The sequence below is a fragment of the Syntrophomonas curvata genome, from assembly GCF_052976825.1.
On the sequence record NZ_CM129641.1, the window covers coordinates 1,494,107 to 1,510,049 of the forward strand.

The 15,943-nt window shown below is 43.6% G+C and carries 13 protein-coding genes; 12 read left to right on the top strand and 1 reads right to left on the bottom strand.

Translation table 11 applies throughout. The features are described 5' to 3' along the window. Positions 1 to 6: 6 nt before the first annotated feature. The 12 genes from ACU70B_RS06665 (at position 7) to ACU70B_RS06720 (ending at position 15,440) form a co-directional block, all read left to right on the top strand. Positions 7 to 717, top strand: a complete 711-nt coding sequence (locus tag ACU70B_RS06665; protein WP_447185568.1) for a hypothetical protein — start codon at positions 7 to 9, stop codon at positions 715 to 717. A 14-nt stretch (positions 718 to 731) separates the two neighbouring features. Beyond that, positions 732 to 2,396 carry a Hint domain-containing protein gene (locus ACU70B_RS06670; protein ID WP_447185569.1) on the top strand — a complete coding sequence of 555 codons (1,665 nt, stop codon included), beginning with the start codon at positions 732 to 734 and terminating at the stop codon, positions 2,394 to 2,396. Positions 2,397 to 3,232: 836 nt separating this feature from the next. Further along, positions 3,233 to 4,309 (top strand): TRAP transporter substrate-binding protein, encoded by a 1,077-nt coding sequence (locus tag ACU70B_RS06675; RefSeq protein ID WP_447185570.1) that lies wholly within the window; start codon positions 3,233 to 3,235, stop codon positions 4,307 to 4,309. A gap of 487 nt (positions 4,310 to 4,796) precedes the next feature. Then, entirely contained in the window at positions 4,797 to 5,843 is a 1,047-nt protein-coding gene (locus tag ACU70B_RS06680) for a TRAP transporter substrate-binding protein (protein ID WP_447185571.1), read from the top strand. Positions 5,844 to 5,910: 67 nt separating this feature from the next. Then, the gene (locus tag ACU70B_RS06685; RefSeq protein ID WP_447185572.1) at positions 5,911 to 6,414 is read left to right on the top strand and encodes a TRAP transporter small permease; all 504 of its coding nucleotides are present in this window, start codon (positions 5,911 to 5,913) and stop codon (positions 6,412 to 6,414) included. Between the two features lie 28 nt (positions 6,415 to 6,442). Beyond that, entirely contained in the window at positions 6,443 to 7,711 is a 1,269-nt protein-coding gene (locus ACU70B_RS06690) for a TRAP transporter large permease (protein WP_447185573.1), read from the top strand. Between the two features lie 66 nt (positions 7,712 to 7,777). After that, positions 7,778 to 8,263, top strand: coding sequence for a (2Fe-2S)-binding protein (locus tag ACU70B_RS06695; protein WP_447185574.1), 486 nt, complete (start codon positions 7,778 to 7,780; stop codon positions 8,261 to 8,263). After that, complete coding sequence (locus tag ACU70B_RS06700) at positions 8,263 to 10,554, top strand: xanthine dehydrogenase family protein molybdopterin-binding subunit (RefSeq protein WP_447185575.1); 2,292 nt, start codon at positions 8,263 to 8,265, stop codon at positions 10,552 to 10,554. The genes ACU70B_RS06695 and ACU70B_RS06700 overlap by 1 nt, the downstream gene beginning before the upstream one ends. 401 nt (positions 10,555 to 10,955) lie before the next feature. After that, on the top strand, positions 10,956 to 11,840 hold the full coding sequence (locus ACU70B_RS06705; protein WP_447185576.1) for an FAD binding domain-containing protein: 885 nt from the start codon (positions 10,956 to 10,958) through the stop codon (positions 11,838 to 11,840). Continuing rightward, complete coding sequence (locus ACU70B_RS06710; protein ID WP_447185577.1) at positions 11,833 to 13,587, top strand: molybdopterin cofactor-binding domain-containing protein; 1,755 nt, start codon at positions 11,833 to 11,835, stop codon at positions 13,585 to 13,587. Before ACU70B_RS06705 ends, ACU70B_RS06710 begins: the two co-directional genes overlap by 8 nt. 17 nt (positions 13,588 to 13,604) lie before the next feature. Continuing rightward, positions 13,605 to 14,591, top strand: coding sequence for a xanthine dehydrogenase family protein molybdopterin-binding subunit (locus ACU70B_RS06715; protein ID WP_447185578.1), 987 nt, complete (start codon positions 13,605 to 13,607; stop codon positions 14,589 to 14,591). A 522-nt stretch (positions 14,592 to 15,113) separates the two neighbouring features. Further along, positions 15,114 to 15,440: a DUF3870 domain-containing protein gene (locus ACU70B_RS06720; RefSeq protein ID WP_447185579.1), complete on the top strand. Its 327-nt coding sequence runs from the start codon at positions 15,114 to 15,116 to the stop codon at positions 15,438 to 15,440. A 218-nt stretch (positions 15,441 to 15,658) separates the two neighbouring features. Here the strand turns inward: ACU70B_RS06720 and ACU70B_RS06725 are convergent, their stop codons facing one another. Beyond that, positions 15,659 to 15,943 carry a hypothetical protein gene (locus ACU70B_RS06725; RefSeq protein ID WP_447185580.1) on the bottom strand — a complete coding sequence of 95 codons (285 nt, stop codon included), beginning with the start codon at positions 15,941 to 15,943 and terminating at the stop codon, positions 15,659 to 15,661.

Sequence of the window (15,943 nt, forward strand, 5' to 3'; positions counted from 1 at the left end):
AGGATCATGGAAGAAACGGCGGGAAAAATTAATATTACGGTTACGGAGGATGTGCCCCTTATAATCCAATCTTCTTCAAGCCGTACACAGTACGACCGGGTGGAACTGTGCCCAGGAGGCTATATTGAGATTCGCATACCCTGCATTTTCAAAGTAGGAGAACTGTGCGGGGAGATCATGGAGAGCAAGGGAATGACCGCTAATGCTTGGGGCCGGGATATCATAATTACCGGTGGAAAGGGAAAAGACGGCGCCAGAGGCAAAGACGGCAAAAACGGCGGCGCAGGGACTGACGGGGAACGCGGAGATGACGGCGATAACGCCCCGGATGTAACGATAGAAATTGGGGAGTTGAAAAGAAACCTTAATGTACTGAATGTCGGCGGAAAAGGCGGAAACGGCGGCAGGGGCGGCGACGGCGGCAACGGCCGGGATGGAGACGAAGTTCAGGGAGGTAACGGCGGCGACGGCGGCAGTGGCGGAAACTCCGGAAATGGCGGAAATGGCGGAAAAGTCGTCATTAAATACACCAATATTCATAACTACAAGATCATCCCTGAGTGCCAAAAGGCCAAACCCGGCAACGCAGGCGCAGGCGGCCGGGGAGGAGCCGGAGGCAGCGGTTCTCCTCCGGGCAATGGCGGGAAAAGTGGCGATAATGGAGTATTAGGGCTGCCGGGTGACATGGGGACAATAGACATACAACCTAACGAGTGAGAGGAGGATAAAAAATGAACAATAACTTAAACGAACTCAGGAACAGTATCTTTCCGGAGGGCTGCACCAGTGTTGAACTGGACTTTTCCAATTCGGTTCACGCCGCTTATTTCCTTGAAAAATTCGGTGGCGAGGAACTGCTGAAGAATGATTTCCCCTTGGTGTATGAAGCCTTTTTATACACCAAACAGCTGCATTCGGATAAAAAACTGGCGGCAGCTGCTGAAGAACCGAATGTTTCAGAGTATGGCATGAAAGACGAGGTTTTCTATATAAACGGTCTCATCTACGATCCCCGAACCGATGTGTCTACTGGGCTGAACTCTTACTTGAAGAACCAGCAGGTCTCCATGATCGTCTCCGGAGGCATCAGAGACGTTACACGGGGTTTGATTTTAGACAGCTGCTATGAAATATACGATCAGCCTTATCAGGACAACTGTGACACGGAGCTTAAATATCCGTCCATAAATCTGGTGTATCAGGAGGATACCGAAATAATCTCGGAGGCGGATTACACCGTGGTTAGGAAGCCTGCGGCCCGAGGGATGAAATGTACTTTGGCTCATAACGCGCTAAAAGAATATGCCAGGATTAAAATTCTCGGCGGGACTTCCCTGGTTGAAAGCTTTACCATTGATGATCCCAAGACGGAAAAGAAAGGAAATATCCTCATTCTATACAACAGAGAGGCTGGTGAAGGTGAAGACACAAAATACTATTATAAGGATGTCAGCAAAGATTCTAAGGATATGGTTGAAGTGAACATCCCCATCAAAGGGGCAATCAAATTCAACGCCAACGTGACTGATGCCAAATACTCCACTCAATCACAGACTACCGATATCCTGGTAGAATTTTCTGATAACGGAAGTATCAAGTTTAATTACACGGCTGACCAAATAAAGCAGTTTTTTAAATTTGATTCCGCAACCCATACCCTGTCTTTTGAATTGCCCCGGGACTGGAACACCAAGCTGTATACAAAAGACCTGGGCACTTCAACTGAATTGACTTTAAAATGCAGTTTTTATCTCGATGCAACTTACGGGGAAGATATCCAAATCGTAGGCTGCTCTATCAACAGTGTCTCAGCCTTAGGCCCGGATGAGCAATACTACACCAGCAAAAAACCCTCGGTCCGGATACCTAAAATTACGGTGCGTTGGGGATGTTTTGGCAAGGAAACAAAAATCACCATGGCTGATGGGACCCAAAAGCTCATATCAGAAATCAAAGCCGGTGATTTGGTTCTGTCCGCTGAGAAGGAAAGCCTGGTGGTAAAGAATATCATCTCGGGGCAAGAGAAGATGATGGTTTATGTTGAAACAGACACCGGAGAGAAGCTTTTGCTGTCCGAATCCCATCCGGTGGTTACCCGGAGAGGGATGGTAACAGCAAAGGACTTAAATGCAGGAGATCTTTTGGTTCGGGCCGATGGAAATGAAACGTCCATTGCAGCGCTCTACCTGAAGGAATACAACGATACGGTTTACAATCTGAAGTTCGATGACCAGCCCCGAATCATTATCGCCAACGGCTTGCAGGCCGGGGACTGGGAAGCACAATGCGATCCTAACCTGGCGTTAAAAAAGGAAATCCCCCCCGAGACCCCGGAGGAGATAGCCCTGCGTGAGGAATTCCATAAGCTGCACGAAAAGATGAAAAAAATCAGCTAAAAGATTAGTGCCAAGATCTGAGCCTGAAAGTGCCTCTTCACACGAATGGATCGTCCCTAACCGGGTGAGTTATACTGATCAATATTGGCTCCGCGCCACAAGCCGTGACCTAGCTTATAATGGATTCCGGCATTAATGGCGTAGCGGCCATAAACAGGCTCTTGGGCTGAAGACAAACCCGCTTTCAGTAGTATAATACTGAAAGCGGGTTTACCGTTTTATACGTTGAGAAATGGCTTGGCTTAATAGAATTGACCTAGAAAACGCAAGGTAGCTATTTAAAACTCAAAGTATCTTGACACGATTCCCCCTCGGTATCTTACTTGACATAAGGAATTATAAAGTTTAAAATTTAAAAAAATTATAAACCAAGAAATTGTCGGATAATAGCATAAAATTCGGCTGTATTTATTCATGGTGGCGGGCTTTTTTACTAAAACAGCCCTCTGTATAAACGAGTAAAACTCCAGCGTCTTATACCTTAATAAAAATAAGGTTTAAGTCAGCTGGTTTTTTTATTTTAGAAACTAAATCATTACATTAATCATGTTACAGATAAACTTCTTTAATACTAATTCGGATTACCTGTTGGACAATTTAATTCTTCTTTTCTGGATAAGGGGGTGAAATATGATACTAAATTAAGGGCAGGGCGGTTTTATAAAAAAGTTTGAGGAGAGTGGTTATGGTAAAAAATGAGGCTTATTTTTAGTGATACTTATTGTTATGTCATTGGTAATAGTAGGTTGTGGACAGGGCATCCCAGGTTAATTTGCATCTCTTAAGTTAACATTTTTACCAAACAAACCGGAGTAACAAACGGAAAGAGGGGACTTATGTTGAAAATAAAGGCTAACGGATTCCCAAGAGTACTGATTCTGGTGCTGGCATTGAGTCTCTTGGCTGCCGGTTGTGGCAGCAGCAATAGCAACAGCCAAGCCGGCGGCGATACCGCCAAGAATGCCCAAGAACAAAAGTTTGTTATGAAACTTGGTACAGTTGAAGCAGTGGAATCAGTCAAGCACCAGGCATGTGAGAGGTTCAAGGAAAAAGTGGAAGAGGCTACCAAAGGCAATGTTACGGTTGAATTATATCCAGCCTCACAGCTTGGCAATGCCCGGGCACAGGTAGAAGCGGTTCAGATGAAAACTCAGCAGGCGGCGCTTCTGCCTAATTCAAACTATGTAAGCTTTTTCCCGCCCGCCTCCATTACCGATATGCCTTATCTGTTTCCTAATCGGGAGGTAACCTATAAGATAATGGACGGCAAGATTGGTGAGGAGTATTTCAAATCTTATGAATCAACTGGCATACATGTACTAACTATGTGGGAAAGCGGTTTTAAACAGCTAACCGGTAATTTTGAAATCACCAAGCCGGAAAATTTTCAGGGGAGAAAGATTCGGGTTATGGAAAATCCGGTCTTGATTGCCCAATTCAAGGCGCTGGGTGCCAGTGCTATTCCTATAAATTATTCCGAGACTTACAACGCCCTTCAGCAAAAAGTAGTTGATGGCCAGGAAAACCCCATGATGTCCATTTATGATATGAAATTTCAGGAAGTACAAAAGTATATGGCCGTATCCGACCATGGGTGGTTGCCGTTGGTATTAGGCGTTAATAAAGATTGGTGGGACAGTCTTCCCCAGGAATATCAGACCATACTCAAGGAATCAGCCGCTGACTGCCGTGATTGGTTACGGGAAGCCATTGCTAAAGAGGAGCAGGAAACAATTATACCGGCATTCGAAAAGTCCGGTATGAAAGTAATCCGATTAACCCAGGAGCAAAAAGATGCTTTTGCTGCAAAGATTAAGGAGCCGACCAGAGAGGCACTGGTTGGGATGCTTGATGACCAGGGTAAGGCGCTGCTGGAGAAAATCACGGCTGAAGTTGAGATGATTAGCAAATAGAAAACTCCTTTTCTCCTTCTAAAATCCCCTGTGCCATATTATCGGCACAGGGGATTTCGCGCGGTCTTTTCCCAAGTGCTCCGGCTGTTGCCGCTGCCATTCATGGTGCTTGCTGTATTGTCGCGATACCCGTCGGTATTTAACTTGACTAAAGGAATTATAATGTATAAAATTTAAAAAGATAAAATAACAAAATAATATAAAAAATTCGGCTGTATTTATTCATGGTGGAGGGCTTTTCTACCAAAAAAACAGCCCTCTATATAAACGAGTAAAACTCCAGCGTCTTATACCTTAATTAAAATAAGGTTTAAGTCAGCTGGAGTTTTTTATTGCAGAAACTACATTATTACCAGATTACCGATACTTCTTTAATACTGATGTTGATTATCTGTGAACAGTTTCATTCTTCTTTGGACAAGGGGGTGAAATATGATAGTTAATTAATGGCAGGGCGGTTTTGTAAAAATTTTAAGGAGGTGCGGTTGTGGTAAAAAAGAACTTGTTTTTAGTCTTACTTATTGTTATGTCATTGGTAATAGTAGGTTGTGGACAGGACAAAGCAGCAGTAAATAAAGGCGGCAGCGACGCGTCTAAAGTGTACACTTGCAAGGTTGGTACTGATGAACCGGAAGGTACGCCTAAACATGAAGCACAAATGAGGTTTGCCGACAAAGTAGCGGAATTGACTAATAATGAAGTAAAAGTCACTATCTATCCGGGTAACCAATTGGGCTCATCAAGAGAGCTTATAGAAGCTGCCCAAATAGGATCTATCCAAGGAGTTGCCGTGCCCACATCAACCGTAACCGGGTTTGAGCCCAAAATGTCCATATTTGACTTACCCTTTTTGTTTCCATCAAGAGAAGTTGCCTATCAAGTGATTGAAGGTGAAGTGGGAGATGCGGTTTTAGCTACTCTTGAAAAACACGGTCTGGTCGCCACTTCTTTTTATGGGACCGGATGGAAACAACTTACGGGCAACTTTAAAATTGAAGGCCCCGAGTCATTTAAAGGCAAAAAGATAAGGGTAATGGAAAACCCTATTCTCATAGCACAGTTTCAGGCTCTCGGGGCAAGCGCTATTCCTATAAATTTTGGTGAACTATATAATGCTTTACAACAGAACGTTGTTGATGGTCAAGAAAACCCCATCGTTACTTGTCACGAAATGAAATTTTATGAAGTTCAGAAATATATGGCAATTTCTGACCATGCTTATCTGCCCAATATTTTTGCGTTTAATAAAGATTGGTTTGACAGCTTACCCGAGGTACATCAGCAAGCTCTTATAACAGCTGGTAAGGAAATGGATAAATGGCTGCGCGACGAGGTAAAACATCGAGAGTTTGAGAAGTTCCTGCCGACAATGAAAGAATTTGGTGTTCAGGTTACAGAGTTTGATGAAGAAACCCGGGCAAAATTTGCCGCTATTATTCAAGAGCCTACCCGGGCAAAATTTTATCAATTAACTGGTGATGAGGGTAAAGGCTTATTAAAAAGAGTAGATGATAAAATAGCAGAACTGCAGTAACTGAATCAAAATAATCTACTGGCAGTATAGAATTACTGCCAGTAGAAATTTTTTATGGGAGGTTCTTATGTTTACTCTTTCAAAGATTAATCGTACGGCAGAAAAAGCAATACTCCCAATAGTTGCAAGTCTTTTGTTGTTTATTACGCTGCTCCTTACTGCAAACGTTATTGGAAGGTATGTGTTTGGCTACTCGCTTAAGTGGGCAGAAGAGTGTACCAATTATATAATCATCTGGATTACTTTTTTAGCTGGGGTAAATTGTTTGCGTAAAGGTATGCAAATTTCCATGGATGCTTTGGTATTACAACTTAATGGTTCCATGCAAGACATCGTGAAAAGGATAACTAACTCAATAGGCCTGGTATTCTCACTCATAATAGTTTGGTTAGGTTTTAAATTAACGGTGATGGCCTGGTCAACCGGCCAGGTTAGTCCGGCAATGATGGTTCCCATGTATATCCCTTATTCAGTATTACCTTTAAGCGGGGTATTCATGGCATTAGAATATTTAGAGTTTATTATACTGGGTGAGCCAAAAGATATACCTCTAAACACGGAAGAATTGTAAAAATCTCTTTATATTGGAGGTTAATCATATGATGTTATTGATAATTCTACTCCTTCTTCTTTTAGCATTAGGTGCACCGATATATATTGCATTGGCACTACCAGCTCTGATTACTCTAGCTATTAATGGAGTTGAGCCTCTTGTTTTTGCCCAGAGAATGTTTGGCGGGATTGATAAATTTGCCCTAATGGCTATACCTTTGTTTATTTTTGCTGCCACTTTGATGGGTAAAGGAGGTATGGCACGAAGAATACTGGTTCTGGCAGATGCTTTGGTAGGGCGTTTTTATGGCGGAACAGCGGTCGGAACGGTTTTATCCTGTTTGTTTTTTGGCGCTCTCTCAGGATCGTCACCGGCAACGGTGGTCGCCGTGGGGGGGATCACTTATCCTATGTTAGTTGGAAATAATTATAGTAAGAAGTTTTCCATGGGATTGGTCACATCCGCCTCATCTCTGGCTCTATTGATACCCCCAAGCATAACCATGATAGTTTACGCATCATCAACCGGCACCTCAGTAGGTCAGCTGTTTATGGCTGGTGTCGGGCCCGGAATCGTATTGGCGATCGGATTTATTTTGTATTCGGTTTGGTACTCGTATAAATACAAAATTCGCATCACTTCTGAAATTACCGGCAGACAGATATGGGATGCATTTAAGGATGCATCGTGGGCTTTAGGGGTGCCAGTCATTATTCTCGGAGGGATTTATGCTGGTGTTTTTACGCCTACCGAGTCGGCAAGTGTTGCAGCAACATACGCTATAATGGTTGGCTTGGTTGTTTATAAAGAGTTAAACCTGAAGACGCTTTACCAAACATGTATAAGCTCCGCGTTGCTTACAGGACAAGTTATGATATTATGTGCCAGCGCTGCTGTACTTTCCTGGATGCTGAGTCTTGCCCAGGCACAATTACTATTCACCAATATATTGGAGCCATTTCTTGGTTCTCCCACTATGGTATTAATAATAATGATTATAATCCTGATTATTTTCGGTATGTTTATCGACCCAACTCCCTTCGTGTTACTTCTGGCGCCACTCTTTGCCCCCATTGCCAATATGATCGGTTTGGACTTGATTCATTTAGGCATTATCATGGTAGCCGGTGGCGCTATCGGCATGTATACACCTCCCTTTGGGTTAAATCTATTTGTTGGTATGGCAACATATAAGGAAGACTTTGCAAGTGTTGCCTTATCATGTATCCCATTTATAGTAATAGGGGTCATTTTCTTGTTTGTTATAGCTTTTGCCCCGGAAATATCACTGTGGCTGCCTAATCGGTTGTGGTAAGCCTGCTGCAGATATACTTTGATGAAAAGCAAGCTGGAATTAAAAGGGAAAATGAGGTGATTTGTTTTGAAAAATATTCAAATAACAGTTAATGGAACCGAATATTCATTGCTTGTAAATGAAAAAAGCAGCTTGGCTGACTTTTTGAGAAAAGATTTAAACCTGATCGGAACAAAGATTGCCTGCAACAAAGGCCACTGCGGATCATGCAACGTTTTAGTGGATGGAAAACTGGTTAAATCTTGTGCTTTACCGATTATAAAGGCTGATGGAAAAGATGTATTGACCATTGAAGGGTTAGCTGGCCCTGACGGGCTCCATCCAATCCAACAAGCTTTTATCGAAGCAGGGGCTGTCCAATGCGGATATTGTACTCCGGGAATGATTTTAACCGCTAAAGCTCTTTTAGATCGTAATCCTGACCCAACCGAGCCGGAAATTAAAAAGGCCATATCCGGTAACTTATGCCGCTGCACAGGCTATGTCAAAATTGTTGAAGCCATTCAATCGGCTGCAAAATTACTGCGTACAGCAGAAAGGAGTGAGCAATAATGGCAAAAAAATATGTTGGACAAGGTATACCCATGTTAAACGCAGTAGAAAAGGTTACGGGAACAATGTGTTTTGGCGCTGATTTTACTCTTCCTGGAGCTCTTTATGGAAAGGTCTTGCGCAGTCCTATCCCCCATGGCCGTATTGCAAAAATTGATACCAGCAAGGCACGCCGCTTACCGGGAGTAGCTGCGGTTATTGCCGGCCCGGAATTGGATCTTCCTTTATTTACAGCAAGAGGGCAGAGAATCGACGACGACCGTGTCATGGTAAAAGACAAAGTGCACTATATCGGTGATGAGGTAGCAGCTGTGGCTGCTGTAGACGAGGAGACCGCACTTGAGGCCATAAAGTTAATCGAGGTCGAATACAGGGAGCTTCCCGCGCTGTTTTCCCCAGAGGAAGCAATGCAGCCCGGTGCTCCTAAGATGCACGACCACTTACCATCAAACATTGCCGATCACATCGAATATGAAATAGGCGATGTTGAAAAGGCCTTTGCACAATCTGATGTAATTGTGGAAGACGAGTTTTATTCCGGCATGGTTCATCAAGCTTACCTGGAACCTCAGTCCGTAGTTGCTACATGGGAATATACTGGGCAAGTAACAATTTGGGCGCCGGTGCAGGTCCCGCAATCGTTAAGATACTCTTATGCCCGTGCTCTTGGTATAAAGCCGGAACACGTAAGAATAATTCAATGTAATGTGGGAGGTGGTTTTGGCGCCAAACAGGAATGTAAAATTCACCCCATTGCCGCCTTGCTCTCCAAATATTCCGGGAAACCGGTTAAAATAGTGAATACCCGGGAAGAAGAGTTTATGGCCACCTTCCCCCGCATGCCTATGAAAATCCGCATGAAGATAGGAGCTACAAAAGATGGCATACTTTTAGCTAAAGAGAGCAAGTTTATTGGAGATAACGGCGCTTATACCAACTATGGAATCGGCATCATGGTAAGCGCAATCACCAGGCATGACAACCTTTATCGAATAAAAAATATTAAAACCACTTCTGATTTAGTCTATACCAATAAACCGGCTACTAATGCTTTTCGCGGGTTTGGCAATCCTCAAAGTCACTTTGCTTTTGAATCGTTATTAGACATTCTGGCTGATAAATTAAACATGGATCCGGCTGAATTGAGGCTGAAAAATGCTACCCAAACAGGAGACGTTACCCCGTACGGATGGAAGATAGGCAGCTGCGGCTTAAGTGAATGCATCGAGAAAGCCACCGCCAAAGCAGGCTGGCAGCAAAAGAGGCAAGAAGAAAAGACAGGAGATGTTGTCCGGGGTATAGGCCTGGCGTGTTGTCTGCATGTATCCGGTAATCGTACTTTCCTGCCTTTTTTTGACGGGGCAGCAGCTTTTTTGCGCATTGATGAAGAAGGCCGGGTTATCATTCAGGTGGGAGAGCCGGATATCGGTCAGGGTTCCAAGACAGTATTAGCTCAGATGGCAGCAGATGAGCTGGGAATTAAACCCGATACAATAACCGTTACCAATGTAGATACTGCAGTTTCACCCCACGGCCTGGGCACCTTTGGTGACAGGGTCACCACCTTGGCCGGCAATGCAGTGAGAGATGCGAGTATAAAAGCAAAGGAAGTTATCTTTAAGTATGCTGCAGAAAAGCTAAATGTACCCCAAGAAGAAATTGAGATCGAAGACGGACTTATAACGGCCAGGGGCAAGTCCGATCTCAAAATATCATTCAAAGAGATATCCCAAATGGCATCATATGACCGGGGCGGCGGAACGATACAGGTGACAGGAATTTTTATACCCCAGGATGTCACCGTAGTTCATCCTCAAACCAAACACGGCAATATATCCTGCGCTTATCCTTTTGTTGCCCAGGTGGCAGAGATAGAGGTTAATAAGGAAACGGGGGAGGTAAAAGTAATTTATTTATCGGCAGCCCATGACTTGGGCAAGGTTATAAATCCTTTGTTGGCAGAAGGACAGATTCAAGGAGCTATAGCTCAGGGAATTGGCTATGCTTTATTTGAGGATTTGAAATTGGAAAACGGCAGCACGGAAAGTAATTTCCGCCAATACCGTATTGCCAAAGCAACAGATATGCCTGATATTGACATTACTTTTGTTGAAACTGAGGACCCCAATGGCCCATATGGAGCCAAAGGCCTTGCCGAGCCTGCCCTTACACCCACAGCACCTGCTATAGCCAATGCCATTTACAATGCTGTGGGGATAAGATTAAAAGAGTTGCCTATGACACCTGAAAAAGTACTGGCCGCCCTTAAGGAAAAAAACAAGCAGGGCTAGCTGCTAAATACCCTTGACACATAGGCCTTTCAAAGCTATAGTATAAATAGCCAATGATATTATATATAAGGTATGCTGTATTTTTACATGGTAAAGGGCTTACACTCTTTATGGAAATGGAAAAACCCCAGCACCAGTTATCTTTCTTTGGAAAGGTAAGGTTGCTGGGGTTTTTATTTTGTATAGCCTCCCGGAATAATAGAAGTACCTATAGGCTGGAATGACATTAAACAAGTGGAAATTATTTTAAAGACAAGAGGAGAATTTCTAGTTCTGCTATCTTGAATAAGAATTTTCCTACAGCAGTAGGAGTAAAGCAATTAAGGTGGGTCAAGCCAAGCGCTGTCTCACTTAAATCGGATAATTCCGATAGACTATTTATTTATAAGGAGGGACAGATATTGTATTGGGAAAATTATTATTTACCTGAAACAGTTGAGGATGTCCTCAAGCATCTAAAGGACAGCAATGGAAATGCCCGCATAATGGCAGGCGGAACCGACCTGATGATGATGGTGAGGAAAGGTATTGTTAAAACCGAGGGAATTATTGATATTGGCAATATCAAGGAGCTTAAGTACATCAGAGAAGAAGGAAAATCAATTAAAATCGGCGCTCTCACTACCCATTCGCAGTTGGCCGAATCAGCATTATTGAAAAAGAAAGCCAAGGTACTTGCTCTGGCTGCGGGCAGTGTAGGTTCACCCCAGATCAGAAACCTTGGCACCATAGGCGGGAATATCGTGAACGCCCATTCTGCGGCAGATACTGCTGTCGCCCTGACTGCGTTAAACGCGCAGGCCCGGATCAAAGGATCGAAACATGAAGAGGAAAAGCCGCTTTCCGAATTATACACGGGAGTCGGTAAATCTTTTGTGGACCCCACCAAAGAAATCATCACGGAATTTGTTTTTGAAACTCCGGGTGAAAATGAAGCTACTGCTTTTATGCGTCACGCAAAGAGGAAAGCTCTGGCGCTGCCGATACTTAATTTAGGCGTTTGGCTGAAAACAAACAGCAGTAAAAATATTATTGAAGATGTACGTATTGCATTAGGACCGATGGATTATAAACCTTTAAGGGCTCTGGAAACCGAAAATATACTTAAAGGCCAGCCTCTAACAGAAAAAACCGTTAAAACAGCTCAGGAGACAATCATTAAGGAGATAAAACCCCGGGATAGTTTTCAGGGAAGCGCTTCTTACAAAACAGAGATGGCCAAGGTGTTTTTGGCACGCGCTATTGCTGAGGCTGTCAGCGACTTAGGAGGTAAAATCGATGGTTAAAAAAACAATAAACTTAAATGTTAATGGTAAACCATATGAATTATTAGTTGAGCCCGATATAAAACTGGCTGAATTAATCAGGGAGAAGATAGGCTTAACAGGAACCAAGATAGGGTGCAATAACGGTGAATGCGGAGCCTGCACGATCCTGTTGGAAGGTGAACCGGTGGCGTCTTGTATGATGCCGGCCTTTAAAGCTCATGGGAAAAATATCATCACTGTGGAAGGATTAGGAACTGCTCAAAATCTCCATCCGTTGCAGAAAGCATTTTTAGCTTACGGTGCAGTTCAGTGTGGATTCTGCACACCGGGCATGCTGATGAGCGCCAAGGCATTATTGGATAAAAACCTCAATCCAACAGAGCAGGATATTCGAGTTTCTATTTCAGGAAATCTCTGCAGATGTACCGGGTATAAGAAAATTGTTGATGCCATCATGGCCGCTGCAGCAGAATTAAGAGGAGAACAGGAGGTAAAGTGGCCGGTAACAACAGGTGAGGATGTCATTGGTTCACCCGTAACAAGAGTTGACGGTATTCCCAAAGTGACTGGTGAATCCAAGTTTGCCAATGATATTTATTTCCCCCATATGGCTTATGCAAAACCGCTCCTCAGCGCTCATCCTCATGCTCTTATCAAAAACGTTGACACTGAAAAAGCACTGGCTCATCCTGGAGTTGTGGGTGTGTATACCAGCAAGGACGTTCCCGGCCCCAACATAGTCGGTATTATGCCCCATATAAAAGACACCCCCGTATTGGCAGGCGATAAAGTTCGTCACTATGGTGATGCTGTGGCTCTGGTTGTGGCAGAAAGCGCCGAGATCGCTGAAGAAGCTTTAAGTCTGATTAATGTGGATTATGAACCGCTGCCAGGGGTTTTCTCAGTGGAAGACGCAATGAAAGAAGATGCCCCTAAAGTGCATGAAGGAGGAAACCTCCTTTTACACAGAAAAATGTACCGGGGCGATATTGAAAAAGGGTTTAGTGAAGCCGCTGTAATCGTTGAGGATAGCTTTAAAACCCGGATGAACGAACACGCTTATATTGAGCCTGAAGCAGGGGTCGCTTTATACGAGGGCGGAATATTAAAGGTTTACACGATAACCCAGGGGGCACATTACCATCGCGGGGAAATTGCCGTAAACCTCAAACTTCCCGTAACTAAGGTAAGAGTTATTCAAACCACTACCGGCGGCGGATTTGGAGGGAAAATTGACGTTTCCCTGCAAGTTCTTGTTGCACTGGCAGCTTTTAAGACCGGTAGACCGGTAAAAATGGCTTATTCCAGGGAAGAATCCATGCTTACCTCCACAAAGAGGCATCCCTATTATATGCACTATAAGATCGGAGCACGCAGTGATGGAAAGCTCACCGCCGTCCAAGCGGAAATCTATGGCGATACCGGAGCTTACAGCTCTCATGGACCGGGAGTTTTGACCAGAACAGCAGCCTCTGTCGTCGGCCCTTACGAAGTAGACAATATAAAAGTCGACGCCTATTGCGTCTATACGAATAATCCCACTGCCGGAGCCATGCGGGCCTTTGGGTCGCCCCAGGCCTCCATTGCCTATGAAGCTTTGATGGACGAATTGGCTCAAAAACTTGGAATCTCTGCCGTGGAAATACGCAGGATCAACGGATACAGAAAAGGCTCTGTAATTCCGACTGGTCAGGTACTAACTGATGGCGTAGGTTTTATGGAAACCTTTGAAAATGTTGTGGAAAAAAGCGGATTTAATAGATAAAGTAAGGAAGTGATAAAATGAAATTGCGTGGAAAAGGTATTGCATGCTTTTTTTACGGTATGGGTAATACAGGTAAACCAAACCCCTCCAGCGCTTATGTAGAAGTAGCGCAGGATGGTTCCGCCAACGTTTTTTGCGGAGTTGCCGATATAGGCCAGGGTTCAAGCACAGTAATGACGCAAATAGCTGCCCAGGAATTAGGGATCCCCTTTGAGATGGTTGCATTCACTTCTGCAGACACCGGGGTAACACCTGAAGCAGGAGTAACTTCTGCCTGCCGGCAGACCTTTATTTCGGGAAACGCAGTGCGCCTGGCGGCCCAGGACGCCAAGGAGCAATTATTTAAAGAAGCTGCTAAAGTTCTAGAGGCCGGCACAGAAAGACTCGCTGCCAAAAAAGGATATATTTATGTTGAAAATTACCCTGAAAGGAAAACTACAGTCGGGGAAGTTGTCACCAAGCTTTATAAAACGGGCAAAGTTGTGATCGGAAGGGCGAGCTTTAATCCACCCATTGTCCCCTTGGATGATGAAACCGGCCAGGGAGTACCCTATGCGGTTTACTCTTACGGTACTATGGTGTCAGAGGTTGAGGTCGATACTGAGACCGGACAAGTAGCTGTATTAAAAATAACTGCTGCCCAGGATGCCGGAAAAGCAATCAACCCATTGAATGTAGAAGGACAAATCGAAGGCGGCATTGGTATTGGGTTAGGTTTTTGCCTGTCCGAGGAAATCTTTTTGGAAAAAGGGATGATCAAAAATCCGAATTTCAACGAGTATTTACTGCCAACAGCCCTTGACATGCCTGATATTGACCCTATTATTGTTGAATGTCCGGAACCTATAGGTCCTTTTGGAGCCAACGGTGTAGGTGAGCCGTCCAATGTGCCTGTAGCAGCTTCAATTTTAAATGCTATAGCTGATGCTGTGGGATGCAGAGCCAAAGAACTCCCCTGTACTGCCGAAAGGCTTTTTAATATACTGCAGCAAGGCGGTAATTAAAAAAATGAATATGTCTTAGATCATTATAAAATGAAAGCCTGGCGGCAGTATTTGAAAAGTAACAAACCCACAAGACTGCTGTTCCAGGCTTTCATGTTTTTCCTTATAACGAAATCTCAAGCAATTCTTTATGCATCCTCTTTACAGGGTATCTGGTTATCGATTTTGTTTTTTGTCAAGGATATGCGTGTTTAGAGTCCAGAAAACCTTAAAATATACCTCATCATAATTTTTCTCAATATTTAAAAATAACTATCATAATGATTGCAAAAAATGGTATTTTGCCTCCAAGATATTTAACCAGACTTTGATTGGAAAATCTTTTTGGGTTTTTTTGATATCCTGGAAACAGAATAATATTTGAGTTGTTGCTGGCAATCAGCCTGGTATGTGTTAAGGTGAGATTATAAATTATTAATTTTATTGGTATCAATATTGCATATATAAATCCCTATAGACCGTAGATTTTGCAGGATAACCGTATTATTATGTGGGAATATGATTTGCATGGGAGGCTTTAAAGTGAAAGGAAAAACACACCTTTTCAGTGGGCATGCCGTGCTGCCAAAAGGCATACCTATGCGGGATCACCTCGATAGAGCGACAGCTATGCTAGAGGTGGATTTGGAGAAACATATAGTTGTTAAGGCTTCTTTTATTACCGTACTTCCTCACACCAGCGATTTTTTGTCTGCTATTGCGGAAGGATATGATCTCTCCCAGGGGATAGAGCCTTTAATCAAAGAAGTCGAGGGCCGTGCTCATCTTAATAGCATCCGCGCTTTTTGTAAAGCCATAATGATTGCATATGAGCATTATCAGGCATATATAGAGGATAATAATTCTTAGGACAGTGGACAAAAAAGATATGGATTACGATCACGTTAAGATACTTTGAGTTTAAAAAGTAAAAAATCCCAATCCCCTGTGTTATTTTAATAGTACTAAGAACTCCTGATTACCTTATGCAATTTTGCACAATAAACATACAAAACCCGGTATATATGCTAGGTTTTCGGTCACAAGGAAGAAATTTCTGAAAAGGCGGCGTAGCCCCATTACAAGGGCTACGCCGCCTTTTCCTGCCCGCTAGTTGCTTCTTGCTTGCTCTGCGGTTCAGTAGGGAAGTGAATTTCTCCGACAAAGTTAAACATAATATCCACTTTCTGAAAACGCTTCCCGTTTACCTTTTCTGTCAGTTCCCTCTGCTCCGCTTCATACTCTGCGGGCAGCTTCAAAAACCGCTCGCTGATCGTGCCGCTTACATCATCCTCGTAAATCCGCTTGAAAATCCGGTCAAGTTCCGCAATCCATTTTTTCGCCTCTCTGACTTCCCGACGTTTGCGCTTCAT